Genomic DNA, 24,765 nt, shown 5'->3' with positions numbered 1-24,765 from the left:
ATATCATTTACCTGCTAATTACCGTTTTATAGGATACTATTTAAATTAACAATATAATTCCCTATCTTAGATAGGGAATTATTACTTCCCTGATTTACCTATTTAATATTTAAGTACCTCCCTTAAAAGTATAACTATGGCACCTCAACATTCAGCCATGCAGGTGGTGCTGCACCAACTGCAGGAGTTCAAAAAAAAGTTTTATTTAAACTTATTAATTAAGGGTTTAATATTTTCGGGAGGCTTAATATTAACTTTCTTCCTGCTTTACAACCTGCTCGAATACTTCTTTTACTTTCCGTATTATGTGCGGGCGTTTTTATTCTTCTCGTTTCTGGGCTTGTGTTTTTACGCTTTTTTGCGCTGGATATTTGCCCCGCTGGCCGCATTTATTAACCTCCGGAAATTATTAACCGATGAGCAAGCAGCCCGGCAAGTAGGCAATTATTATCCCGATATTAAAGACCGGTTATTAAATACTATTCAATTACAAGCAGTTAGCAGCAACAACGATTTAATTGCGGCGAGTATTAACCAAAAATCGCAGCAATTAGCGGCTTACCATTTTGCCGAAAGCATCCGCCTGACGGAAAACAGACCTTTGTTAAAGTACGTGCTGCTGCCCATGGCTATTATGCTGGTTATTGCGCTTATTTACCCCAGTTTATTCCTACAAGGCACCGACCGTATTATTCATTACCAGCGGCATTACGCGCCGGCGGCTCCGTTTACCTTCGAAATTCAGAATAAAAACCTACAAGCCTTTCAGGAAGAAGATTACACCTTAAACGTGAAACTCGCCGGCAAGACGATCCCCAGCGAAGTTACTTTAATGTACAACGGCCGGGAGCAAAAACTCACCCAGCAGAAAGACGGTACTTATAGCTTTACTTTCCAGAAGCTGCAACGGCCTGTTGATTTTCAGTTGGCGGGTGGCGGCTTTTTTTCGGAGGAGTACCGGCTTAATGTACTGGCCCGGCCCAACCTAACCAATTTTTCGATTGACGTAACTTACCCGGCTTATTTGAATAAAGAGGCCGAAACCATCCACAACACCGGTAACGTAACGGTACCCGAAGGCAGTACGCTGCGCTGGAACTTTAAAGCCACCGCTACCGAGCAGTTGGCCCTGAATTTTGATCAGCCACAGCAAACCTTAGCTGCCGTTCAGGAAAAAGATTTGTTTAGAGTATCTAAACGGATTATGGCTACGCAGGAATATTCGATTAATCTCCGGAATAAATACAGCCAGAACAAAGAGCAGATGAACTTCCTAATCAGCAGTGTTCCGGACCGGCACCCTGATATTTCGGTAGAAAACTTCCGCGATACCACAACTTACGCTTACCTGGTTTTGGGCGGTAGCGTATCGGATGATTACGGCCTTACCCGGCTAAATTTGCACTACCGCGTTACCAACGACAATAACCAGAAAAATTCGGGCTACCGGGCAGTTCCGCTTCATTTCGACCGGAACCAGTTGAGCCAAACGTATTACCACCAGTGGAATTTAAATAGCCTGAGTTTGCAACCCGGCGACCGGCTCGAATATTTTGTACAGGTATGGGATAACGATGGCGTACACGGTTCTAAAAGTTCGCGCACCCGTTTGTTCGATTTTAAAGTACCTACCCGCGCCGACCTGGAAAGAGAAGCCGCGTCTAATGCCAAATCTATTCAGAGCCAGTTAAGCAAATCGGTAGAGAAATCGCAGCAACTGCGCCAGGAACTGCAAAAAACCGACGAAAAGCTTAAAACCAAAAATAACCTGAACTGGCAGGACAAAAAACAAATGGAAAACCTGCTGGATAAGAAAAAACAACTGGAGCAGGATATTGAGGCCATGAAACAGTTGTACGAACAGTTAAACAAACAACAAGACCGTTTCGACCAGAAAAGTCCGCAGCTAATGGAGAAAGCCAAACAGTTGCAGCAGCTCATGAACGATTTGCTCGATGAAGAAACTAAGAAACTTTACCAGGAACTGGAAAAATTATTGCAGCAACAGCAACCCAACGAGCGCGAATTGCAACGCTTGCTGGAGAAAATGAATAACAAAGAAAACAACCTGGAGAAAGAACTGGAGCGTACGTTAGAGTTATTCAAGCAACTGCAATTCGAAACCAAACTGGATAACACGGCAAAAGAGCTGGAAAAATTAGCCAAAGAACAAGAAGATTTGGCCGAAAAGACCGAAGACAAAAAAGCCAATACCAAAGAAGATAAGCAAAACCAGCAAAAAGAAGATAAGCAGAACGAAAGTAAGCAGAACGAAGCCAAGGAATCGAAGCAAGACCAGAAGCAATCTAAAGAAGAGCGGCAGGAAGAATTGCAGAAAGAGCAAGAGCAAATAAAAGAACAGTTCGAGGATATTAAAAAAGATGTGGACGAACTAAAAGAGCTCGATAAGCAAATGGACCAGCAGCACCAAATGGAAGAAACCGAGCCGCAGGAAAAACAGGTTGACCAGGAACTGCAAAACAGCCAGGAGCAATTACAAAAAGAGCAGAATAAAAAAGCCAGTCAGTCGCAGAAAAATGCTGCGCAAAAAATGCAGGAAATGGCTAAGCAAATGCAACAGAAAATGAGCAGCGCCGAAATGGAACAAGCCCAGCAAAACTTGGATCATTTGCGCGATATTCTGGAAAACCTGATTACGCTTTCATTCGACCAGGAAGAACTCATGAAATCGTTTAGAGGGGTGAGCCAGAGCGATCCGCGTTTTATTACATTGGGGCAACAGCAACTTAAATTAAAAGACGATGCCAAAATTATTGAAGACAGTTTGCTGTCTTTGGCGAAGAAGGTATTCCAGATTCAGAGCTTTGTAACCCGCGAAGTAGGCGCCATGAACGATAATATTTCGCAAAGTCTGGGCCAGATAAAAGAGCGCAATATTGGTAAAATTACTGGTTACCAGCAGCTTACCATGACTTCTATTAATAACCTGGCCTTAATGCTGAACGATGCTCTAAAACAAATGCAGCAGCAAATGGCCATGGCTATGGCACAGTCTGGAAAAGGTAAAGGCAAGCAAAAAGGCAAACCACAGCCCGGCAATATGGGCGACATGCAGGATGCCCTGAACCAGAAAATTCAGGAATTGCAAAAAGGCAATAAATCGGGCAAGGCACTATCAGAAGAATTAGCTAAATTGGCCGCCGAACAGCAGGCATTGCGTAATGCTTTAAGAGAGTTGGAAAAGCAACAGCAACAAGACGGGAAACAGGACGGCGATAAACCAGGTAGTGGCGGCAATATGGACAATTTGCGCAAAATGATGGAACAAACCGAAACCGATCTCGTTAATAAACGACTTACGGAGCAAACTATAATGCGGCAGCGTGAAATACTTACCCGGTTGCTCGAAGCCGAGAAATCGGCGCGGGAGCGGGACTTGGACGATAAACGGGAGGCACACACGGCATCCGAAAAAACACGTACGATGCCCCCTTCGTTTGAAAAATATTTAAAGACCAAACAAAAGCAAACGGAACTGCTCAAAACTGTTTCGCCAGCTTTGTCGCCTTACTACAAACAGGAAGTAAATGAATATTTTCAGAAGATGGGTAAGTAAGACCAGTGACGATAAGTGAAACTTTATAAAACTATGAATCAACTAAAAATTCAGATTCCATCATTGATTGAAAACATCCGGGTTGTAGAAAGCTTTATCGATAACTCGAAAGAAAAATTTAACATTGAGGATGATATCTATGGCAATATAATGGTGGCAGTTACAGAATCGGTTAACAATGCTATTCGCCATGGTAATAAATTTGATAAAGATAAAAACGTTCTACTGTCGTTGTATGTTGAAGACGATCGCTTACGCTTTGAAGTAGAAGACGAAGGCAAAGGCTTTGATTATAACTCGCTGTCGGACCCAACCTCGCCGGAAAACATTGAGAATCCCGGGGGCCGGGGAATATTTCTGATGCGAAATTTAAGCGATGAAGTAGAATTCTCGAACGATGGCCGGAAAGTAGAATTAATATTCTTTATAAATAATTCCTAAATACTAATGCCTGATGAATTAATCGAGTTCGTTTCGGAAGACGTAGACTTTACGCTTCCGAATCAGGAACCCGTAGCGGCCTGGCTTACTACCATCATCCAGAACCATCCATTTCAGCTCCAGAATTTAACGTATATTTTTTGCTCCGACGAGTACCTGTTAGAGATAAACCAGGAATACCTGGACCACGATACCTACACTGATATTATCACTTTTAATAATGCCGATGAACCGGAGATTATTGAAAGTGATATTTTTATTAGCATCGATCGGGTAAAAGAGAACGCCGCAAACCTGAATATTCCTTTCCTGGATGAACTCCATCGGGTAATGGCTCACGGGGTACTCCATTTATTAGGCTACGACGATAAGAGCCCTGAATTAAAGCAGCTTATGCGCACAGCCGAAGATAATTGCTTATCTTTGCGAAAATTTTAGCTTTAATCGGAATTATAATTTAACCTCATTGTGTTTGGGGTTAAGCCTATATAAATAAAAATGTTTCCAGAATACGATATTATTGTAGTTGGCGCCGGTCATGCGGGTTGCGAAGCTGCTGCGGCTGCGGCCAAAATGGGTTCGAAGGTATTATTAATTACCATGAACATGAACACCATTGCGCAAATGTCATGCAACCCGGCCATGGGCGGCGTAGCCAAAGGCCAGATTGTACGCGAAGTTGATGCGTTGGGTGGCATGAGCGGCATTGTGACCGATAAAACCATGATTCAGTTCCGGATGCTAAATTTATCCAAAGGTCCGGCTATGTGGAGCCCGCGTGCGCAAAGCGACCGGATGCGTTTTGCCGAAGAATGGCGCCTAACCCTGGAGCAAACCGAAAACCTGGACTTCTGGCAGGACATGGTGGATAACTTGTTAGTTTCACGTGGAAAAGTAGCAGGTGTAAGAACCGGAATGGGCCTGGAAATTAAATCTAAGGCGGTGGTGCTTACCAACGGCACTTTCCTGAATGGCGTTATCCACATTGGCGAGAAACAATTTGGAGGTGGTCGGGCGGCCGAAAGAGCAGCTACCGGTATTACCGAGCAGCTAGTAAAATTGGGTTTTGAAAGTGGCCGCATGAAAACCGGTACGCCGCCGCGGGTAGATGGACGCTCGCTGGATTACAGCCGTATGGAAGAGCAACGCGGTGACGAAAATCCTTCTAAATTCTCTTACACCGATACTAAGCCGCTTACCCAACAGAGAAGCTGCTACATTACCTATACCAGCACCGAAGTACACGAAATATTAAAAACCGGGTTCGAGCAATCACCCATGTTTAAAGGCCGTATTCAAGGCTTAGGTCCGCGTTACTGCCCTTCTATCGAAGATAAAATCAACCGGTTCGCTGATAAAGATCGGCACCAGATATTTGTGGAGCCGGAAGGCTGGAATACGGTAGAAATATATGTAAACGGTTTCTCCAGTTCGTTGCCCGAAGATGTACAGTTTAAAGCCTTGCGTAAAATTGCTGGTTTCGAAAATGCCAAAATGTTCCGGCCAGGTTATGCCATCGAGTACGACTTTTTCCCGCCCACCCAGTTAAACTTAACTCTGGAAACGAAAGTGGTAGAAAACCTGTACTTTGCCGGCCAGATAAACGGTACAACGGGTTACGAAGAAGCTGCTTGCCAGGGATTAATGGCGGGTATTAATGCGCACAATAAAGTTAACGAAAAAGAGCCTTTCGTGCTGAAACGCTCCGAAGCTTACATTGGTGTGTTGATAGACGATTTGGTAAATAAAGGCACTGAAGAACCTTACCGCATGTTTACTTCTCGCGCCGAGCACCGGATTTTGCTGCGCCAGGATAATGCCGATATTCGCTTAACCCCGCTGGGTTACAAACTAGGTTTAGCCAGTCAAGACCGTTTGGATAGGGTAGAGAAGAAAATATCCGAAACTAAAGAAGTGATTGCTTACCTGAATAACAAAGCTGTAGAACCGGAAGAAGTAAACGAAACTTTGCTCGCTTTAGGTTCGGCGCCAATTTCGGAAAAAGCAAAAGCCGCTAATTTACTCAGAAGACCTAATATTGAGGTTAACCACTTGACACAAGCGGTGCCCGTACTGGAACACTACCTGAGTAAATACGTGCCCGATAGCATCGAACAAGCTTCTATAGCGATCAAGTACGAGCATTATATTCAGAAAGAAAATCAGCAGGCGGCTAAAATGGAAGAGCTGGAAAATTATGTAATCAAGGAACGCCTAGATTATAGAAGTATGCCGGCGCTGTCGAAAGAAGCCCGCGAAAAATTAATTAAAATAAATCCCGAAACCATCGGTCAGGCTTCCCGCATCAGCGGTGTTTCGCCAGCCGATATTTCAATCTTAATGGTTTACCTCGGCAAATAAAAATGCAATACGAACGCCTGGAGCAATGCCCGATCTGCAATAAAGAAGCGTTGAAAAACTTTATGGTAGTTACGGACAATGCCGTTTCTAAAGAAAGTTTTGTAATTGTTCAGTGCGAAAACTGCTCTTTTAAGTTTACGAACCCGCGCCCCGATGAGGCTAGCATTGGCCGGTATTACGCATCGGAAGAATATATTTCGCATAGCAATACCAGCAGCGGTATAACGAATAAAGCTTATCAAGTTGTCCGGTCTATAACGCTCCGGCAAAAGGTGGCTTTAATTAATAAGTTTGTGCCCCAAAAAGGCCGCCTGCTGGATTATGGCTGCGGCACCGGGCATTTTTTAGAAGCTTGCGAGAAAAACGGCTGGCAGGTGGCTGGCTTCGAACCGAATGAGGTTGCCCGGAAGCAAGCCAATGAGCTAACCCAAAATAAGGTAGAAAGCGCCGATATTACGAAGTTCGAGCCCGAATCTTTTGACATGATAACACTCTGGCACGTGCTGGAGCATATTCATGGGTTAAACGATACTACCAAAAAAATATTAGCCTTGTTAAAGCCGCAAGGCTTTCTTTTAATTGCCGTACCCAATGCCGATTCTTTAGACGCCCAGAAATACAAGGAAAATTGGGCCGCTTACGATGTGCCCCGGCACTTGTACCATTTTAACCAGCAAACCATGAAACGCTTTCTGAAAAAGCACAAAATGGAACTGGTACAAACCTTACCCATGAAGTTTGATGCGTATTACGTGAGCCTGCTAAGCGAAAAATACAAAAATGGCAGTCCTAATTATTTCCGGTCGTTGCTCAGCGGGTATAAATCTAATAGCCATGCCGGCAAAGAAACCCAAGATTACTCCAGTCTGATTTATGTTGCCAAGAAAAAGTAAATCCTATTTCAGATAGGATTTACTTTTTTATAACACTTCTTAACGAAGTGCTTATATATAATCTCCCGAAACCCCGTTTTGTTATAAATCTAAATTATTCCAAATACCTGCCATGCGCATTTATTTAAATATCTTACTGCTGCTCTACATTGCTTTTTACCTTTATTCCTGCGCCAGCGTGGGCACACCCGAAGGTGGTCCGAAAGATGCGCAGGCTCCCAAACTGCTGGAAAGTACGCCGGTTAATAAATCCTTAAATGTAAGTGGCAAAACCATTAGCTTGGTATTTGATGAACCAGTGCGGCTGAAAGATTTAAACCGCCAGCTCATTATTACCCCCAATACCAATAATACTTTTGAAACGAAAATAACTAAAAATACCTTGTTGCTGGAGTTCGAAAAAGCCTTTGAACCCAATACCACCTATTTCATTAATTTCCGGGAGGCCGTAGAAGATATTACCGAAGGCAACAAAGCGGCCAACCTGAGTTTAACTTTCAGCACCGGTACTTACTTAGATTCGGGGCAGGTGAAAGGCACCGTCCGCGAGCTATACACCAATGCCCCCGAAGCCAAAACCAACGTTGTATTGTACCCTGCCAACGATACTACCACCATCCGCAAGCACAAACCCTTTTACCTTACCCAAACCGATGATAAAGGCAATTACCAGTTGCAAAACGTAAAAGAAGGCGAATACCGCATTTACGCGCACCAGGACCGCAACAACAACATGCTTTATGACAACGACAATGAACGGATTGGCTACCTCGGCAAATCCATTAAAGTAACGGCAGCTACGCCGGAGCAAAATTTTACGACGGTACGCATCGACACCAAAAAGCCTTTGGTAGAACAATCGGAAAAGTTTTTGGAAGAATTCCGGATGAACTTTAACGAAGGTTTAAGTGCTTTTAAAATTAATAAGATGGATAACACGCCGGCGCCGTTTATAAGCGTAGCCGATAAAAGGGGAAATAAAATAGCCATTTTTCCAACGGCCCCAAATGCCAGCGGCAAATACCTGGTTTCGGCAACTGACAGCGCCGGCAATACCCGCCTGGACACCTTAAATATTACGTTTGAAGGAAAAAAAGCGCCCCGTGCCGGCGATGCCTATACTTTGCCCCTAGAAGGCAACCAATTAACAAAAGATACGCCGCTGCATTTAACCTTTAAAGTACCCGTTAAGATAGTAGAGCCGCTGGGAGCGGTTACTCTGGTACAGGATTCGGTAAATCGCAAAGCGCTGAACTTTCCGCAGGATTTAAAACTAAACCCAACGGCTACGGTGCTTAGCCTTAATACGCCGCTTACAGCCAAAAAAACTGTGCAGATAATACTGGATACTACCAAAGTACTACCGGTATCCGGCGACCGTTTCCGGCAGCAAAATACCCGTTTAGAAGTTTCGAATAAAATAACCGTAGGCGGCTTAAGCGGCAGAATTTATACCGATTACAAACGGTACTGGGTAGAAGTATTAAATAAAGCCGGCGAAGTAGTGCAAGTGCTGGACTCACCCAAAATATTGCAGTTAGACCGGCTGGTACCCGATACTTACCGCATTCGCGTAAAAATAGACGAAGACAATAATGGCCAGTGGCGGGCCGGAAATGCCGATTTAATAACGATTCCGGAAAAAATTTATCATTACCCGAACCCCCAGGAAATAAAAGCCAACTGGGAAATTGAGATAAAAGAGCCGGATCCACTCCTTAAATTTTAGGCTATGGATAAATGGTGTGTATACCTGTGGATATCTATTCGTGTTGTTAGTATTTCGATACAAAAAATGGTTCAACCCGCACTTATCATTACCCCAACAACCTCTTGGTTTATAAAAAAGAATAAGTCATACTGGTTTTAAATCCTTATTCACATATTAATAACTCAATTGGTTTTTAACCTCTCCAATTGTCGAAATGTTTACAAGTAAAATATCGTATTGAAAATTAACACATTAAAGCAGCAGCCGGTGTAGATAAATCAGGATAAGTCGCTGCTTTGTAAACAAGATAATAACCGGTTTATAACCCAGCGGGTTTATTAACTTGTAAACAGCCCTAATAACGGAGATAGATCTTTAAATTTTTAAATAAAAATAATTAATATTAATAGGGTTGTTTAAAACTTTGGAAAACCAGAAAAAAACTTTTAGAACCCGGCTGCGTGTAAAGAAAAATCAAAATGGAAAAAAGAAATGCCGTTTGATTATACACTCGATTTTAAAAAAATAAATTTCCGGGCTTCGCCCGAATTATACCGGATTGGCAAAGGCGAGCAGGGAGTGCTGCTGGTAGAACCATACAAATCGGAGATACTGCCATACTGGCGCTTTAAAACCCCGGAAATAGCGCAGAAGTCGGCCGATGAGGTGTACCGCCTTTTTTTGGATTACCTGGCGCAGTGTGACTTTATTGGCGCCGATATGGCGCGCAAATTTTTACAAATGGGGTACACCCGGGCCCGGCGTTACGCTAATCATAAGTCGGGGCGGAAATATGCCCAAAATCCGCAGCTGGAAGAGAGCCGCGCCGCCGAAAAAGAGGCCCGGAAAAAATATTTGCTGCCCAACACCGCCGAAGATCCGGTAAAAGCCGCCGCGGCGGCGATATTTAAAGAAAAGTGGACGGAAGCAAAAAATAATATTTTGTATAAACAATTATTCCAGGAGCATCTGGCTAAATTTGGGAAATAAGAAGATAACCGTTTTGAAAACCAACTAAACATGAAAGAGAACGAAATAGAGCTGGGCACCGGTATGGGCAATATCCGTTTTGGCTATTCGATGGACCAGGTAAAAGATTTAATGGGCGATCCGGAAGAAATAGAAGAATCGGACGAGGAAGATGAGTTTGAGCACACCGCTTGGAATTACTGGCAGAGTGGCTATTCTTTTTTCTTTGATCGCGAAGATGATTACCGCCTGAGCTGCATCCAAACCGAAAACCCTGATGTAGTCTTGTTCGGCAAAAGAATATTTGACTTATCGGGCAAGGAATTAAAAGAATTGCTCGCTCAAAATGGCATAACCGATTACGAAACGGAAAAACTGGAAACCGGCGAAACCCGCCTGAGCTACGAACGCGAAATGATTGATTTATACCTCGAAAATGATCAGTTGCTGGCTGTTAATTTTGGCGTGTTTATTAACGACGATTTAGAAGTGCAGTGGCCCGACGAAAAATAATATCTGGTGTTGCAGGTAGGCTATAAAAAAGAAAGCGGCTGATACTTAATCAGCCGCTTTCTTTTTTATTATTTATCAGATATTAATTAAATCATCCAGCGGAATAACAAAAACAAGGTGCCGGATAAAAACATGGAGACCGGCAAGGTTAAAACCCACGCCAAAGCAATATTCCGGACAGTAGTTGGGTTGAGGTTTTTAATTCCCCGGTTGGCCACCATACTGCCCGCTATACCCGACGATAAAATATGCGTGGTACTCACCGGCAGTTTAAAAACAAACGTGGAAAACCCAATTACGCCGGCTGCCATTAATTCGGCCGAAGCGCCCTGAGCATACGTTAAGTGCTCTTTTCCTATTTTCTCGCCAATGGTTTTTACAATTCTTTTCCACCCTACCATGGTACCAATACCCAACGATAAGGCCACAATAGAAATAACCCAGGTAGGTGCGTAATCGGTGTAAGTACGCATTTCCTTAATATTTTCGTCCAGGCGAGCGCGGTCGGCTAAACTCAGCGTTACATCCGGACTTTTCAGCAGATTTTCGGTTTCTTTGGTCAATAATAAGATGTCGCGGCGTACCATAAACCGGCTTTTTTCGGGCAGGGCGTGTAGTTGATCTACCGAAGAAAACAAGCGGTGCATATCCGCAATATTACTTTTCATTTCGGTTACATTTTGCGCATCTTTTAAAGACAAAACATTGGTATCAACTTTGTTTACCACCTGCTCTACCTGGGCCAGCGATTGGGTAATGCTGGCCGGGTCTTTAGAAATATCGAGCGCAAAATGGATAGGCACAATGCCAATCAGAATGAGCATGATTAAGCCTACGCCTTTCTGGCCATCGTTAGAGCCGTGAAAAAAGCTAACCAGGGTACAGGTAACAATCAATATAAGCCGTATCCAGAGTGGCGGTGGTTTGCGCTTGTGGGGTTCTTTAAAAATAGTCTTATTTTTAACAAACCTTTTCAGGATAAACATTAAAATTACGGTAAGGGTAAAACCCAACAGCGGCGATACAATTAGAGACATACCGGTTTTACCGGCTTCGCCCCAGTTTACAGCTGTACCGGTAGTGTCAGGTAGAATAGAAAAAGCAATACCTACACCCAGAATAGAACCAATGAGGGTGTGCGAACTGGAGGAAGGCAAGCCGTAATACCAGGTACCCACGTTCCAGATAATGGCGCTGATGAGTAGAGCCCCAATCATGGCAATTCCGTGGTATACATTCTGGTCAATGAGGGCCTCTACGGGCAATAAATAAACAATGGCCATAGCTACCCCAATGCCACCAGCAAAAACCCCAATAAAATTCCAGATGCCAGACCAGACTACTGCTACCCACGGACGCAAGGTATTGGTGTAAATAACCGTTGCCACGGCATTAGCGGTATCGTGAAAGCCATTGACAAACTCAAAAGCACATGCCGCTACTAAACAAAGAATGAGTAAAAAAAGAAGTTCGGGAGGTAATCCAAACATAAAGGTTACAGTTAGTCAAAATTAGTCGCAAAAGTAAGGGTAAAAAGTAGGCTTAATGTTAAGAAATTGTTAAATCACCTATTTATTTGCGTACGGCCGCCTTTGGCTCTAAATATTTTAATAAAATAATCCTTACACGTAAAAAACGGTAATAAGTTAAAAATGAAGTCTGTAAAGGCAAAATTACCGTAATCTCTTTCTCCGGAAGGATGCACTTAATATATTTGCAGCTATGGCAACAAAAACAGATAAAACTTCATTAGAAAGTACACAACTTAAAGATATTATTTCGCACGCCAAAGAATACGGTTTTGTATTTCCGTCGAGCGAAATATACGACGGACTGCAGGCCGTTTACGATTACGGCCAGAACGGGGTAGAGCTGAAAAATAATATTAAAACACTCTGGTGGAAATGCATGACCCAGCTAAACCAGAACGTAGTGGGAATTGATGCCGCTATTTTTATGCACCCACTCACCTGGAAAGCTTCCGGCCACATCGATTCTTTTAACGACCCGATGATCGATAACAAAGATTCGAAGAAGCGGTACCGGGCCGATGTACTGGTAGAAGAAAAAGCCGCTGAATACGAAAAAGCCGGCGATTTAGATAAAGCTCAGGCACTGGTAAAATCATTGGCCCGCTTGCTCGAAGCCGAAGACTTAAAAGGCGTTCAGGAGTTAATTATTTCTGAAAATATTAAATGCCCCATTTCGGGTACTACCAACTGGACCGAAGTACGGCAGTTTAACCTGATGTTCTCGACGCAGGTGGGTTCGGTAGCCGAAGATGCCAGCACTATTTATTTACGGCCCGAAACGGCTCAGGGAATATTTGTGAATTTTCTGAACGTACAGAAAACCGGTCGCATGAAAGTTCCTTTCGGTATTGCCCAGATTGGTAAAGCTTTCCGGAACGAAATTGTGGCTCGCCAGTTTACTTTCCGGATGCGCGAATTCGAACAGATGGAAATGCAGTTTTTTGTACGGCCTGGTACCGAAGAAGAGTGGTATGAACACTGGAAACAAATCAGACTGAAATGGCACGAGGCCATGGGTATCCCGGCTGAGAAACTGCGGTTCCACGACCACGAAAAACTAGCCCACTATGCGAAAGCCGCCGTAGATATTGAATTTGATTTCCCGTTTGGCTTTAAAGAAGTAGAAGGTATTCACTCCCGCTCAGATTTCGACTTATCGCAGCACCAGGAACTGAGCCGCAAAAAGCAGCAATATTTTGATAATGACCTGAACGAAGAAGGTAAACCTTTTGGTAATTACGTACCTTACGTAATCGAAACTTCGGCCGGCGCCGACCGCTTGTTTTTAATGACCTTGTGCAATGCTTTTACCGAAGAAGAAGTAACCGAAGGCGATGCTACCAAAACCCGTACTTTCCTGAAACTACATCCGGCTTTGGCGCCGGTTAAAGCCGCCATATTCCCGCTGGTACGCAAAGATGGTTTACCCGAAAAAGCCCTGGAAATTTTTGACCAGTTAAAGTACGATTTCAATGTAATTTACGAAGAGCGCGATGCCATTGGAAAACGTTATACCCGCCAGGATTTAATTGGTACCCCGTACTGCATTGCCGTAGATTACGAAACGTTAGAAAATAATACCGTTACTATCCGCGACCGCGATACCCGCGAGCAGCAACGCTTACCCATAAGCGAACTGAGCCGGATTATTGGTGATGCCGTTAGTTTTAAAAGAATATTTGAAAAGCTGTAACTAGGTTACAAATCAAAAAGAAGGGCTATCAACAAGTTGGCAGCCCTTCTTTTTATTCTTTTAAAAACAGGTTTTAAAGAATCTGAATAATTAAGATAAGCCTAGTGCTTTCAAATATTCAGATCGATATAACCCGTTAATAATCCAACACCGAGGGCAATAATGGCCAACGCCAGTACAATACCCAATATGGGGCCTAATACCGGCAGCGAAAGCAATATTAGTAAAACCAGTAAAGCGGCCACGCCTAATAAAATCCATTCGGTTTGCGAAAATTCCGGAATCGGTCTTTTCATGTCAACGGTCAGCTTTTTATCGTCATTCTGTACCCTTACCGAATTTTTAAACTCGCGTGCTTCCGATTCAAGCTGCGCCAGCCGCTCTTTGTTCACGGCCACGCTCATGCGTTGATTCCGGTTTCGGGTATCGGTAGAGTCTTTTATATTTTTTAGCGTTTTCCGAACGAGCTTCCGCAGTTCTTTTTTACTGATAGTCACCGGTGCGGTACTTTCTTGGGCCGTCTCCGGCGTAATAGTTAAAGAGGTACGGGGCAAATCTACAACTCCAGGTGCCGTGCTGGCCGATAAAGCAAGCTCCGGTTTAGCATCTTTGGCTGCTACTTTAGGTGTAGGTGGCCCAGGTTGAAAATAAAATACTTGTTTGGGGCCGGCGCAAGAAGAGGCAAAAGCTATAATTAAGGTTAGGCCCAATGCATTTAAGGCGAGTTTAATTTTTTTCATAGGGTGTAGCTTAAAGTGGTAATACTGCAAAGGTAGCAGCTATCTCTAAAATTTAACGGTTTACTTAAACTCAAATTATCGGTAGGCGGGGCTATATATTTAACGCTTACCGAATTAATCTTCAATATTTTTTAGAGGACCGGATAAACCTTTTGGGTATTTGGCAATTCCTGCAGCAGATTCCGTACCTTTGTCGGGTTTAATTTTGAGCAGGTAAAAATCCATATCTGGAATATTACTTACCTTTTTCGATGCTGGCTCCGGATTTTAGCCTTAACCAAAATTAATATTCTAATGAAATCTGAAATGTAATAGCCTATACGCAGCAAGTATGATTTATACTTCTTCGGTTTTGTTCGTAGGCTTTGTTATTTTTGCAAATCCTAAATTCAGGCAATCTAAAATATTGGGAATGTTAAGCATAGTAAGCTTGTTTAAGTTTAAAGATTAATTAACCACTAAACTGGTTTGTTTTTTTGTTAACCTGAATAATTGTAAAAAGTAACAGATAGGTTAACTAATTAATGGCAGAAAATTCCGGAACCGAAATAACGGTAAATCAAGCTGGCTATCTGGTTGTAAAGCAAAAGAGCATTAATGAATAGAAATAAAGTGAAATATAACGAGTACAAAAATCTGGATTACGCAATGGTAGGCGAGGAGATACTGGCTTACTGGAAAGCTAATAATATTTTTGAAAAGTCGGTAGAGACCCGCGAAGGCCATAAACCCTTTGTTTTTTACGAAGGCCCACCCTCTGCCAACGGTACGCCGGGTATTCACCACGTAATGGCGCGGGCAGTAAAAGATATTTTCTGCCGCTACAAAACCCTGAAAGGTTTCCAGGTTAACCGTAAAGGTGGCTGGGATACTCATGGTCTGCCGATAGAGTTGCAGGTTGAAAAAGAACTCGGCATTACAAAAGAAGATATCGGTAAAAAAATATCGATAGAAGAATATAATGCCCGTTGTCGCGAAACCGTGATGCGTTTCAAAGGGCAATGGGATGACCTAACCGAGCGCATGGGCTACTGGGTAGACTTGGACAATCCTTATATCACTTTCGATAATGAATACATTGAGTCGGTTTGGCATTTATTAAGAAAGCTTTATGACAAAGGTTATCTGTATAAAGGTTATACCATTCAGCCTTTTTCACCTGCGGCCGGAACTGGGTTAAGCTCACACGAACTAAACCAACCGGGCACTTACAAAATGGTGAAAGACACCACCATTGTAGCCCAGTTTAAGGTAAAACACAACAAAAAGTCAGCGTTCCTGTTCTCAGGTAATGTAAGGGCGTATGGCGATACGCCCCAACTGCCGGATAACGAAAATCTATATTTTCTGGCCTGGACCACTACGCCCTGGACTTTGCCGGCTAATACCGCTTTGGCTGTAGGTAAAAATATTAGATACATAAAGGTTCGCACCTTTAACCAATATACCTTCGAGCCGATAACGGTAATTCTGGCCAAAGATCTGGTAAAGCGTTACTTCTCGGAGAAAGCGGCTAACCTGAACCTGGAAGACTATAAACCCGGCGATAAATTAATTCCTTTTCAACTGCTGGAAGAATATTCCGGCAAAGATCTGGAAGGGGTGGAGTACGAGCAATTATTACCGTACGTTCAGCCTGATAAGCCGGCCTTTAGAGTGTTAATCGGCGATTTTGTTACCACCGAAGACGGTACCGGCATTGTGCACATTGCGCCTACTTTTGGCGGCGACGACTTTAAAGTAGCCGCCCAAAACGATATTCCGGCCTTAATGGTAATGGACGATTGGGGCAAGATGAGCCCAATTGTGGATAGGACCGGAAAGTTCGTAAAAGAAATTACGGATTTTGCCGGCATGTATGTGAAAAACTATACTGGCGAAGATGAAACAGTAGCCGGGTATAAATCTACGGATGTACTGATTTCCATTAAGTTAAAGGAAGAAAATAAAGCCTTTAAGGTAGAACGCTACGAGCACACTTATCCACACTGCTGGCGCACCGATAAACCGGTTTTATATTACCCATTAGATAGCTGGTTTATCCGGACAACGGCGGTAAAAGAACGGCTGATTGAGCTGAATAAAACCATTAACTGGAAACCCGAATCTACCGGAACGGGGCGTTTTGGTAACTGGCTGGAGAACCTCGTGGACTGGAATTTATCCCGTTCGCGGTATTGGGGTACGCCTTTGCCAATCTGGCGAACCGAAGACGGCGCGGAGGAAATATGTGTGGGGTCGGTTAAAGAATTGTACCACGAAATAGAAAAAAGTATTGCCGCTGGCTTTATGGATTCTAATCCGTTGGCCAAGGCTGTAGATAACGCCGATGAATCGGCTACTGCTGGTATTGTTCATACTGTATTGGAGTTTGCCGGTAATTTTTCGTTGAGTAATTCGGGTTCGGATGAAACTACCGCCGGTAAAACTACGGTAGATTATAAGGCCTTCGATCTGCACCGGCCGTATGTGGATAATATTGTACTAGTAAGCCCATCGGGATTAGCAATGCACAGAGAATCAGACTTAATTGATGTTTGGTTTGATTCGGGCGCGATGCCTTATGCCCAGTGGCATTACCCTTTTGAAAACCAGAATATTTTCGAGAAAAATTTCCCGGCCGATTTTATTGCCGAAGGCGTGGATCAGACCCGCGGTTGGTTCTTTACCCTGCACGCCATTGCGGTTATGCTCGAAGACAGCGTAGCTTTTAAAAATGTAATGGCTAATGGCTTGGTGCTGGATAAAAACGGCAACAAAATGAGCAAGCGCTTAGGCAATGCCATAGATCCTTTCGAAACCATTCAGAAATACGGTCCAGATGCTACGCGCTGGTACATGATTTCGAATGCACCGCCTTGGGACAACCTGAAGTTTAACACCGATGGGGTAGTGGAAGTACAGCGCCGGTTCTTTGGTACCTTGCACAACACCTATTCTTTCTTCGCGCTGTACGCTAATTTAGATAACTTCACTTTTAGCGAAGCCGAAGTACCATTGGCTAACCGCACCGAAAGTGACCGCTGGATTATTTCTAAACTGAATAGCCTTGTGGCTGCTGTTGACGCTGCTTACGCCGATTACGATCCAACCAAAGCCACCCGCGCTATACAGGATTTTGTAACCGACGATTTAAGTAATTGGTACGTACGCCTGAACCGCAAACGTTTCTGGAAAGGCGAATACAACGAAGATAAAATTGCCGCTTACCAAACGCTGTATACTTGTTTAGAAACCATTGCTATCTTGGCGGCGCCGGTAGCGCCGTTCTACATGGATCAGTTGTTCCAGGATTTAAATAAAGTATCGGGCCGGAACAAAGTGGCTTCGGTGCACTTAGCTGATTTCCCAAAAGCGAATAAAGGCGCTATAAATGTGGATCTGGAAGAGCGGATGCAATTAGCCCAGACTATTTCTTCTTTGGTGCATTCGTTGCGCAAGAAAGAAACCATAAAAGTACGGCAGCCGCTATCGCGTATTCTCATCCCAATTCTGAATGATAAGACCAAAGCGCAGGTAGAAGCAGTAGCCGATTCAATTAAGTCAGAAGTGAATGTTAAGAATATTGAGTATATTGACGACACCTCCGGTATATTGGTGAAGAAGATAAAGCCAAACTTTAAGCGTTTAGGCCAGGTTTTTGGTCCGCGTTTAAAGCAAGTGGCGGCTGCTATCCAGGGCATGAACCAGGAAGAAATTGCCGTACTGGAACGTGAAAACGGTTTTGAAATTCCGCTGGGCGATGATACCGTAATTATTACACCGGAAGATGTAGAAATTATGTCGGAAGATATTCCGGGTTGGTTGGTAGCATCCGAAGGTAAGCTGACCGTAGCGTTGGATATTACTTTAACCGAAGCCCTGAAGCAGGAAGGCATTGCCCGCGATTTGGTGAACCGGATCCAGAACCTACGGAAAGACAGTGGCCTGGATGTGCAGGACAAAATTAAAATATCGCTTCAGAATAATCATAAAGAGGTAAACGAAGCCGTTAAAGCTTATGAGCAGTACATCCGGGAAGAAACACAAGCCACTGGTGTATTGCTAACCGAACTATTGACCGACGGAACTACTTTAGAAATAGATGAGTTTACTTTAGGAGCAAAGTTAGATGTGGTATAATATTGGCTTTTAGCTTTTTTAACTAATTATTTGAAGAGATAATTTTCTCGCGTATCTGAATGAAATATTATAAGTATTATCTGTTAAGCTTACTGGTTATCCTCATCGACCAGGCCGTTAAATTATTAGTCCATTATAATATGGATATGGGCCTGCCCGGCGAAATCCATCTGATTGGTGATTGGGCTAAGCTGCATTACACCACTAATCCCGGTATGGCTTTCGGCGTGGAACTAGGTTCCGATTATGGTAAGCTTATTCTGAGCACGTTCCGGTTAGTAGCCATGGTGGGTATTGGGTACTACTTATATTACCTGTGGAAAAACCGGGCGCATACGGGGCTTATCTGGTGTGTGGCGTTAATATTAGGTGGTGCCATTGGTAACTTAATAGATAGTATTTTTTATGGCGTCTGGTTCGATAATGCGCCTTATGGCTCGTCTACGCCTTGGTTTCACGGGCAGGTAATCGATATGTTTTATTTAGATATTTGGGAAGGCATTATTCCGTATTGGGTGCCTATTATAGGCGGACAGGCCATGTCGTTGTGGCCAATATTTAACGTAGCCGATTCGGCAATATTTATTGGCGTGGTTATTATTCTGTTTAACCAGAAAAGGTTTTTTGCCAGTTTGCATCCGCACCAGACCGAAGAGCATTTAAGTCAGCGGCCGGCTAATGCCGAAACCTCCAATGCCGAAGTTGAAGCGTAAACACTTATTTTAATAACAAAAGAGCCATATCAAAAATATGGCTCTTTTCTTTTACAGGCAGGTAAAAAGCGAATAAATGTTCCCCGTGCCAGGAGCATGATTTAGAGGGCTTACGATCTCTTTATATTTATTAACCGTTATCTCTTGCGTTTAAATCATATATTTACCCGGCAGGTTAGCCATTAATAATCTTGAATTTGTCTGCACCATTACTTCAGGTTCATCAACTGCAAACGCATTTTCAGTCGCACCGCGGCCTGACTAAAGCGGTAGACAATGTTTCTTTTACAATTAATCAGCAAGAAACGGTAGCTATTGTAGGCGAGTCGGGTTCTGGTAAATCAGTTACTTCACTGTCGCTGATGCAGTTAATTCCGCAGCCACCTGGTATAATTGCTGGGGGAGAGGCTATTTTTCAATCCCGGAATTTTGGCGAAGTAGATTTACTCAAGTTATCGGCTAAAGAACTGCAGAAAATTAGAGGCAACGAAATCTCCATGATTTTTCAGGAGCCCATGTCATCGTTAAACCCGGTTTATACCTGTGGCAGCCAGGTGGCCGAAGTGTTGATATGGCATCAGAAATTAAGTAAAGCTGAAGCCAAAGAACGTACCATCGCGCTTTTTGAGCAGGTAAAGCTGCCTAGGCCCGAAAAAATATTCCGGGCTTATCCACACGAAATTTCGGGTGGGCAAAAGCAACGGGTTATGATTGCCATGGCCATGGCTTGTGGCCCATCTATCCTGATTGCCGATGAGCCTACTACTGCCTTAGATGTAACGGTGCAAGCCCACATTCTGGATTTATTAAACGATTTACGGGTAAGGAGCAATACTTCCATCTTGTTTATTACCCACGATTTAGGGGTAGTGGCCGAAATAGCCGATAAAGTGATTGTGATGTACCGGGGCCGGATTGTAGAACAAGGTTCTGTTCTGGAAATTTTCAGTAATCCCCAGCATCCGTATACCAAAGCCTTACTTGCCTGCCGACCAAAGCTATCGATGGGTAGAAAGTATCTGCCCACCGTTAGCGATTTTATGGAGGTGGATAATAGTGGAAATATTATCCCCAAAGTAGCTCCTCCAATAACCGAATCAATTGAATATCAGAAAGATACTGGAATTAGAACACCTTTAGATAAGCCGTTGCTGGTAGTGGATAATCTAAAAGTTTACTTCCCGGTCCGGAAAGGTTTATTCACACGCAGTACCGAATATATTAAAGCCGTGGATGGGGTAAGTTTTGACGTATATCCGAATGAAACAATAGGTTTGGTAGGCGAATCGGGTTGTGGAAAAACAACTTTGGGCCGGGCTTTGCTGCGCTTGGTACAACCCACCGATGGAACTATTCACTTCAATAATATTAATATTGCCGGGCTTTCGGCGGATGCTTTGCGGAAGAGCCGTAAAAATTTTCAGATGATTTTTCAGGATCCGTATGCGTCGCTTAACCCCATGCAAACTATTGGGCAGGCCATTATGGAGCCCATGCAGGTACACCAAGTGTTAACAACTGATAAAGAACGCGAGGCAAAGGCATATGAATTGCTTCAGACCGTGAATCTTATGCCAGAGCATTTTCATCGTTATCCCCACGAGTTTTCGGGCGGGCAGCGGCAACGGATAAGTATTGCCCGGGCTTTGGCACTGGAGCCCAAATGCATTGTCTGCGACGAGTCTGTTTCGGCCTTAGATGTATCGGTGCAGGCGCAGGTGCTTAATTTACTTAATAAACTAAAAGCCGAGTTTGGCATTACTTATATTTTTATCACACACGATTTAGCCGTTGCCCGTTTTATGGCCGATCGTATTTTTGTGATGAATGCGGGCAAAATAGTAGAGTCAGGTACGGCTCACGAGGTATACGCTAATCCCCAGAATGCGTATACACGTACATTATTAGCCGCTATTCCGAAGGGTGATTTGGAAGATATTAAAAATGCCCAGACCCAACGGAAAGCCCTGATGACTCAATTTTTGGCTTAGCTACAAAAGAATACTGCTGTAAACAGATGGAAAGAAAAAAGAAAAACAATGACTCTGGCCGTAGTAACCGGTCCGAAAGTAAAAACCGGATCAGTAAACGGGGTGGGGTATCGATAACTAAAAGCAAGCTGCTGCAAATATTTGTAAGCAGCCCAGGCAAGGCTTTTGGCTATAAGCAATTGTCGCGGCGCTTTGATGTTACCGATAAAGAAGGCCGTGAACAAATTAACGAATATTTAAAACAGCTTCGGAAAGAAGGAAAGATTTCCCCGGTTTCGGAAGGTAACTACGTTTTAAGTATTACTGAAAGCGTAGAATTAGAAGGAACGGTAGATTTAGCCAATGCCCGTCACGCTTATGTCATATCGGCCGAGAGCGAAGAAGATATCAGGGTTCCTACCGAAAGCCTGCAGTTTGCCATGGGCGGCGACCGGGTGAAAGTCCGCATCAACAATACCCGCGATGGCCGGCCCGAAGGCGAAGTAACAGAAATATTGGAGCGCGTGAGTGATGAAGTAGCCGGCCGCATTGAAGTGTCCAAAAGCTTTGCTTTCGTCATTCCTAATTTCCGGAAACTGTACTTCGATATATTTATCAACGAAGAAGATATAAACGGCGCGCAAAATGGCGATAAAGTATTGGTTAAAATTACCGAATGGCCAAAGTCTGCGAATAAAAGCCCCATTGGGAAAGTAACCCGGGTATTTGGTCCGGCCGGCGAAAACGAAGCAGAAATAAATTCCATCATGGCCGAATTCGGATTGCCGTTCGAGTTTCCGGATGTGGTAGAACAAGAAGCTGAAGCTATTCCAGAAACAATTACCGATGAAGAAATTAGCCGTCGGCGAGATTTCCGGGATATTACCACTTTTACCATTGACCCGGTAGATGCCAAAGACTTCGATGATGCTTTATCTATCCGTTCTTTAGAAAATGGCCGCTGGGAAATAGGCGTACACATTGCCGATGTAACCCATTACATCGATGAAAAATCCCGGTTGGAAAAAGAAGCTTTGCACCGGGCTACTTCGGTTTACCTCGTAGACCGCACCATTCCCATGCTGCCCGAAAAACTATCTAACGGCTTGTGTTCTTTGCGCCCGCACGAAGATAAACTTACTTTCTCGGCGGTATTCGAAATGGATGAAACCGGCCGCCTGTACGATACCTGGATTGGCAAAACAATTATTCATTCCGATCGTCGGTTTGCATACGAAGAAGCCCAGCAGGTAATGGATACCGGCGCCGGCGATTACATGGAGGAACTACAAACTTTAAATAAAATTGCCAAGGCGCTTAAGGAAAAGCGCTTTAAAAACGGTGCAATTAGCTTCGAAACAGTAGAAGTACGGTTTAAACTGGATGAGAACGGCAAACCTCTACACGTTTATATTAAAGAGCGGAAAGACGCGCATAAACTAATTGAAGAATTTATGCTGCTGGCTAACCGCAAAGTGGCTGAATTTGTATTTAATATTAAAAAACGGGGTAAGCGTTATACCATGGTGTACCGCACCCACGATGCACCTGATCCGGATAAATTAACTAATTTTTCCTTATTTGCCTCTAAATTCGGGTACAAGGTAGATTTGGAAAACAAAGAGGTGTCTAACGAGTTAAATCGTTTAGCCGAACAGACGGAAGGCAAGCCGGAGCAAAGTGTGTTGCAAAGCTTGGCTATCCGTACAATGGCCAAGGCAAAATATACCACCGAGCCACTGGGGCACTTTGGGCTAGCATTCGAACATTATTCGCATTTTACCTCGCCCATCCGGCGATACCCGGATATGATGGCGCACCGGTTAATTTTTAAATATTTAAACGGGGAGCAATCACAAGTGAAGGAAGAGTACGAGGAGAAATGTAAGCACTCGTCAGAACAAGAGAAACGGGCCGCCGATGCTGAACGGGCTTCTATTAAGTATAAGCAGGTAGAGTTTATGCAGAATACCGTTGGGCAGCAATTTAAAGGGATTATATCGGGCCTGACAGAGTGGGGCATGTACGTAGAAATAGAAGAGAATAAATGCGAAGGCATGGTACGCTTGAGCGATTTGGAAGATGATTATTACGAACTAGACTCCCAAAACTACCGCATAATCGGCCGCCGGAACAAACGCATTATTTCTTTCGGTGACGAAGTTATAGTAGAAGTAAAAGCCGCTAACCTGAATGATCGGACTATAGATTTAATTTTAATTTATAAGGCTGATGCGGACCGGACACAGCGTAAGCAAAACCAATACCAGGAAACCCCTAGGGAATCCCGGTCTAAAGGTAGAAAAGAATACACACCGGTAGCCGAACCGAAGAAAGGTAATAAGAAGAAATCCAGAAAAGATGAATTGCCAGATTGGGATGTAACAGTTGAACCGGAATTTGCTGAAAAACAAGAATTAAATACAGAGGGCGGTGTACCGGAAGAAAGAAGAGCAGAGCCGCGTGGGCGTAACCTGAAAGATTATTACGGATTTGATGAATAATGATTATGCGGTACCGGAAGCGGCAAAACCCGCCGCTTCTGTGGATATCTCCTTTTTTGCGGAACAAATAAATAAAACCTTATCCACCATCTCCTATGGTGATAATCCCGTTGAGCTTTACGAACCAATACGCTATATAATGCAGTTGGGTGGGAAACGGCTACGTCCTTTGGTTACCTTACTGGCCGGTTATTTATTTCAGGATGATGTTCAGAAATGCCTGAAGCCTGCTTGTGGGGTAGAGGTTTTCCACAACTTCACCCTTTTACACGACGACCTGATGGATAAAGCTCCGCTACGGCGGGGCCAACCTACCGTGCACGAGAAATGGAACAACAATATTGCTATTTTGAGCGGCGATGTAATGATGGTAAAGGCTTATGAACTGTTTTTGGATGTAGAACCGGCTAAGCTACAAAAAGTACTTAAACTGTTTAGCCATTGTGCGGCAGCGGTGTGTGAAGGGCAGCAACTGGATATGAATTTTGAAACCAGCGATTTTACTACCATCGAAGATTACCTGCATATGATTACGCTAAAAACCGCTGTTTTGCTGGGTTTTAGCTTAGAACTGGGAGCGGTATTAAACGGGGCGCCCGAAAATGACGCCTTATTGCTTAAAAACTTTGGCATAAAAGTGGGCATTGCCTTTCAGCTGCGCGACGATTTGCTGGATGTTTATGGCGAACAGGATAAATTTGGTAAACAGGTAGGCGGCGATATATTAGCGGATAAAAAAACATTTCTGTTACTAACTGCCATAGACCAGGCAAACCAATCGCAAAAAGAAGTGCTTACCCGATATAAAAACCAGACTATTTATTCGGGGCAAGAAAAAGTACAGGAGTTTACTCAAATTTACAACGAACTAAATATCCGCGCGCAAACCGAAGATAAAATTAATAGCTATTTTGAAGAAGCCATTCAGAGTTTAAATGCAGTTAATGCACCGGAAGCCCGCAAAGCCATGCTCCGGAACCTGGCCCTGCAATTAATGGAGCGCGAAAGCTAAATTATTTTTGGTTT

16 protein-coding genes are annotated in these 24,765 nt (G+C 43.7%); 14 read left to right on the top strand and 2 right to left on the bottom strand.

All coding sequences use genetic code 11. The features are described 5' to 3' along the window. Positions 1 to 136 precede the first annotated feature (136 nt). From AAE02nite_RS09970 to AAE02nite_RS09935, 8 genes are all read left to right on the top strand, one after another. On the top strand, positions 137 to 3,577 hold the full coding sequence (locus AAE02nite_RS09970) for a DUF4175 family protein (protein WP_146897576.1): 3,441 nt from the start codon (positions 137 to 139) through the stop codon (positions 3,575 to 3,577). Positions 3,578 to 3,610: 33 nt separating this feature from the next. Next, positions 3,611 to 4,018: an ATP-binding protein gene (locus tag AAE02nite_RS09965; RefSeq protein WP_146897575.1), complete on the top strand. Its 408-nt coding sequence runs from the start codon at positions 3,611 to 3,613 to the stop codon at positions 4,016 to 4,018. 6 nt (positions 4,019 to 4,024) lie between these two features. Then, a complete protein-coding gene (gene ybeY, locus AAE02nite_RS09960) occupies positions 4,025 to 4,456 on the top strand; it encodes an rRNA maturation RNase YbeY (protein WP_146897574.1) in 432 nt (143 codons plus the stop codon). 60 nt (positions 4,457 to 4,516) lie between these two features. Continuing rightward, positions 4,517 to 6,379 carry a tRNA uridine-5-carboxymethylaminomethyl(34) synthesis enzyme MnmG gene (mnmG, locus tag AAE02nite_RS09955; RefSeq protein ID WP_146897573.1) on the top strand — a complete coding sequence of 621 codons (1,863 nt, stop codon included), beginning with the start codon at positions 4,517 to 4,519 and terminating at the stop codon, positions 6,377 to 6,379. A gap of 2 nt (positions 6,380 to 6,381) precedes the next feature. Continuing rightward, positions 6,382 to 7,272, top strand: a complete 891-nt coding sequence (locus tag AAE02nite_RS09950; protein ID WP_146897572.1) for a class I SAM-dependent methyltransferase — start codon at positions 6,382 to 6,384, stop codon at positions 7,270 to 7,272. Between the two features lie 112 nt (positions 7,273 to 7,384). Then, a complete protein-coding gene (locus tag AAE02nite_RS09945) occupies positions 7,385 to 9,001 on the top strand; it encodes an Ig-like domain-containing domain (protein ID WP_146897571.1) in 1,617 nt (538 codons plus the stop codon). Positions 9,002 to 9,475: 474 nt separating this feature from the next. Further along, positions 9,476 to 9,973 (top strand): DUF4385 domain-containing protein, encoded by a 498-nt coding sequence (locus AAE02nite_RS09940; protein ID WP_146897570.1) that lies wholly within the window; start codon positions 9,476 to 9,478, stop codon positions 9,971 to 9,973. Positions 9,974 to 10,003: 30 nt separating this feature from the next. Further along, positions 10,004 to 10,465, top strand: coding sequence for a hypothetical protein (locus tag AAE02nite_RS09935; protein WP_146897569.1), 462 nt, complete (start codon positions 10,004 to 10,006; stop codon positions 10,463 to 10,465). 86 nt (positions 10,466 to 10,551) lie between these two features. On the opposite strand, the gene AAE02nite_RS09930 is transcribed toward AAE02nite_RS09935, so the two are convergent. After that, complete coding sequence (locus tag AAE02nite_RS09930; protein ID WP_146897568.1) at positions 10,552 to 11,955, bottom strand: inorganic phosphate transporter; 1,404 nt, start codon at positions 11,953 to 11,955, stop codon at positions 10,552 to 10,554. A gap of 232 nt (positions 11,956 to 12,187) precedes the next feature. On the opposite strand from AAE02nite_RS09930, the gene AAE02nite_RS09925 reads away from it, so the two are divergent. Then, entirely contained in the window at positions 12,188 to 13,690 is a 1,503-nt protein-coding gene (locus tag AAE02nite_RS09925) for a glycine--tRNA ligase (protein WP_146897567.1), read from the top strand. 110 nt (positions 13,691 to 13,800) lie between these two features. Here AAE02nite_RS09925 and AAE02nite_RS09920 read toward each other — a convergent pair whose 3' ends face one another. Next, positions 13,801 to 14,430 carry an RNA-binding protein gene (locus AAE02nite_RS09920; protein ID WP_146897566.1) on the bottom strand — a complete coding sequence of 210 codons (630 nt, stop codon included), beginning with the start codon at positions 14,428 to 14,430 and terminating at the stop codon, positions 13,801 to 13,803. Between the two features lie 597 nt (positions 14,431 to 15,027). On the opposite strand from AAE02nite_RS09920, the gene ileS reads away from it, so the two are divergent. The 5 genes from ileS to AAE02nite_RS09895 all read left to right on the top strand — a co-directional run bounded on the left by ileS (position 15,028) and on the right by AAE02nite_RS09895 (position 24,751). Further along, positions 15,028 to 18,552 carry an isoleucine--tRNA ligase gene (gene ileS / locus AAE02nite_RS09915; protein ID WP_170252569.1) on the top strand — a complete coding sequence of 1,175 codons (3,525 nt, stop codon included), beginning with the start codon at positions 15,028 to 15,030 and terminating at the stop codon, positions 18,550 to 18,552. 59 nt (positions 18,553 to 18,611) lie between these two features. Beyond that, positions 18,612 to 19,265 (top strand): lipoprotein signal peptidase, encoded by a 654-nt coding sequence (locus tag AAE02nite_RS09910; protein WP_146897565.1) that lies wholly within the window; start codon positions 18,612 to 18,614, stop codon positions 19,263 to 19,265. Positions 19,266 to 19,456: 191 nt separating this feature from the next. After that, positions 19,457 to 21,256, top strand: coding sequence for an ABC transporter ATP-binding protein (locus AAE02nite_RS09905; RefSeq protein WP_146897564.1), 1,800 nt, complete (start codon positions 19,457 to 19,459; stop codon positions 21,254 to 21,256). A 26-nt stretch (positions 21,257 to 21,282) separates the two neighbouring features. Continuing rightward, the gene (gene rnr / locus AAE02nite_RS09900; RefSeq protein WP_146897563.1) at positions 21,283 to 23,739 is read left to right on the top strand and encodes a ribonuclease R; all 2,457 of its coding nucleotides are present in this window, start codon (positions 21,283 to 21,285) and stop codon (positions 23,737 to 23,739) included. 40 nt (positions 23,740 to 23,779) lie between these two features. Continuing rightward, on the top strand, positions 23,780 to 24,751 hold the full coding sequence (locus AAE02nite_RS09895; protein ID WP_146897612.1) for a polyprenyl synthetase family protein: 972 nt from the start codon (positions 23,780 to 23,782) through the stop codon (positions 24,749 to 24,751). The last annotated feature ends 14 nt before the right edge of the window (positions 24,752 to 24,765 follow it).

Origin of the sequence: Adhaeribacter aerolatus (assembly GCF_007991635.1) — a bacterium.
GTDB lineage: Bacteria > Bacteroidota > Bacteroidia > Cytophagales > Hymenobacteraceae > Adhaeribacter > Adhaeribacter aerolatus.
The sequence above is the reverse complement of the archived record's forward strand: the minus strand, read 5'-3'. Positions and strand labels throughout refer to the sequence as shown.

Coding starts and splice junctions, on each gene's coding strand:
- AAE02nite_RS09970 (WP_146897576.1), top strand. CDS start 137: ATGGCACCTCAACATTCAGCCATGCAGGTGGTGCTGCACCAACTGCAG.
- AAE02nite_RS09965 (WP_146897575.1), top strand. CDS start 3,611: ATGAATCAACTAAAAATTCAGATTCCATCATTGATTGAAAACATCCGG.
- ybeY (WP_146897574.1), top strand. CDS start 4,025: ATGCCTGATGAATTAATCGAGTTCGTTTCGGAAGACGTAGACTTTACG.
- mnmG (WP_146897573.1), top strand. CDS start 4,517: ATGTTTCCAGAATACGATATTATTGTAGTTGGCGCCGGTCATGCGGGT.
- AAE02nite_RS09950 (WP_146897572.1), top strand. CDS start 6,382: ATGCAATACGAACGCCTGGAGCAATGCCCGATCTGCAATAAAGAAGCG.
- AAE02nite_RS09945 (WP_146897571.1), top strand. CDS start 7,385: ATGCGCATTTATTTAAATATCTTACTGCTGCTCTACATTGCTTTTTAC.
- AAE02nite_RS09940 (WP_146897570.1), top strand. CDS start 9,476: ATGCCGTTTGATTATACACTCGATTTTAAAAAAATAAATTTCCGGGCT.
- AAE02nite_RS09935 (WP_146897569.1), top strand. CDS start 10,004: ATGAAAGAGAACGAAATAGAGCTGGGCACCGGTATGGGCAATATCCGT.
- AAE02nite_RS09930 (WP_146897568.1), bottom strand. CDS start 11,955: ATGTTTGGATTACCTCCCGAACTTCTTTTTTTACTCATTCTTTGTTTA.
- AAE02nite_RS09925 (WP_146897567.1), top strand. CDS start 12,188: ATGGCAACAAAAACAGATAAAACTTCATTAGAAAGTACACAACTTAAA.
- AAE02nite_RS09920 (WP_146897566.1), bottom strand. CDS start 14,430: ATGAAAAAAATTAAACTCGCCTTAAATGCATTGGGCCTAACCTTAATT.
- ileS (WP_170252569.1), top strand. CDS start 15,028: ATGAATAGAAATAAAGTGAAATATAACGAGTACAAAAATCTGGATTAC.
- AAE02nite_RS09910 (WP_146897565.1), top strand. CDS start 18,612: ATGAAATATTATAAGTATTATCTGTTAAGCTTACTGGTTATCCTCATC.
- rnr (WP_146897563.1), top strand. CDS start 21,283: ATGGAAAGAAAAAAGAAAAACAATGACTCTGGCCGTAGTAACCGGTCC.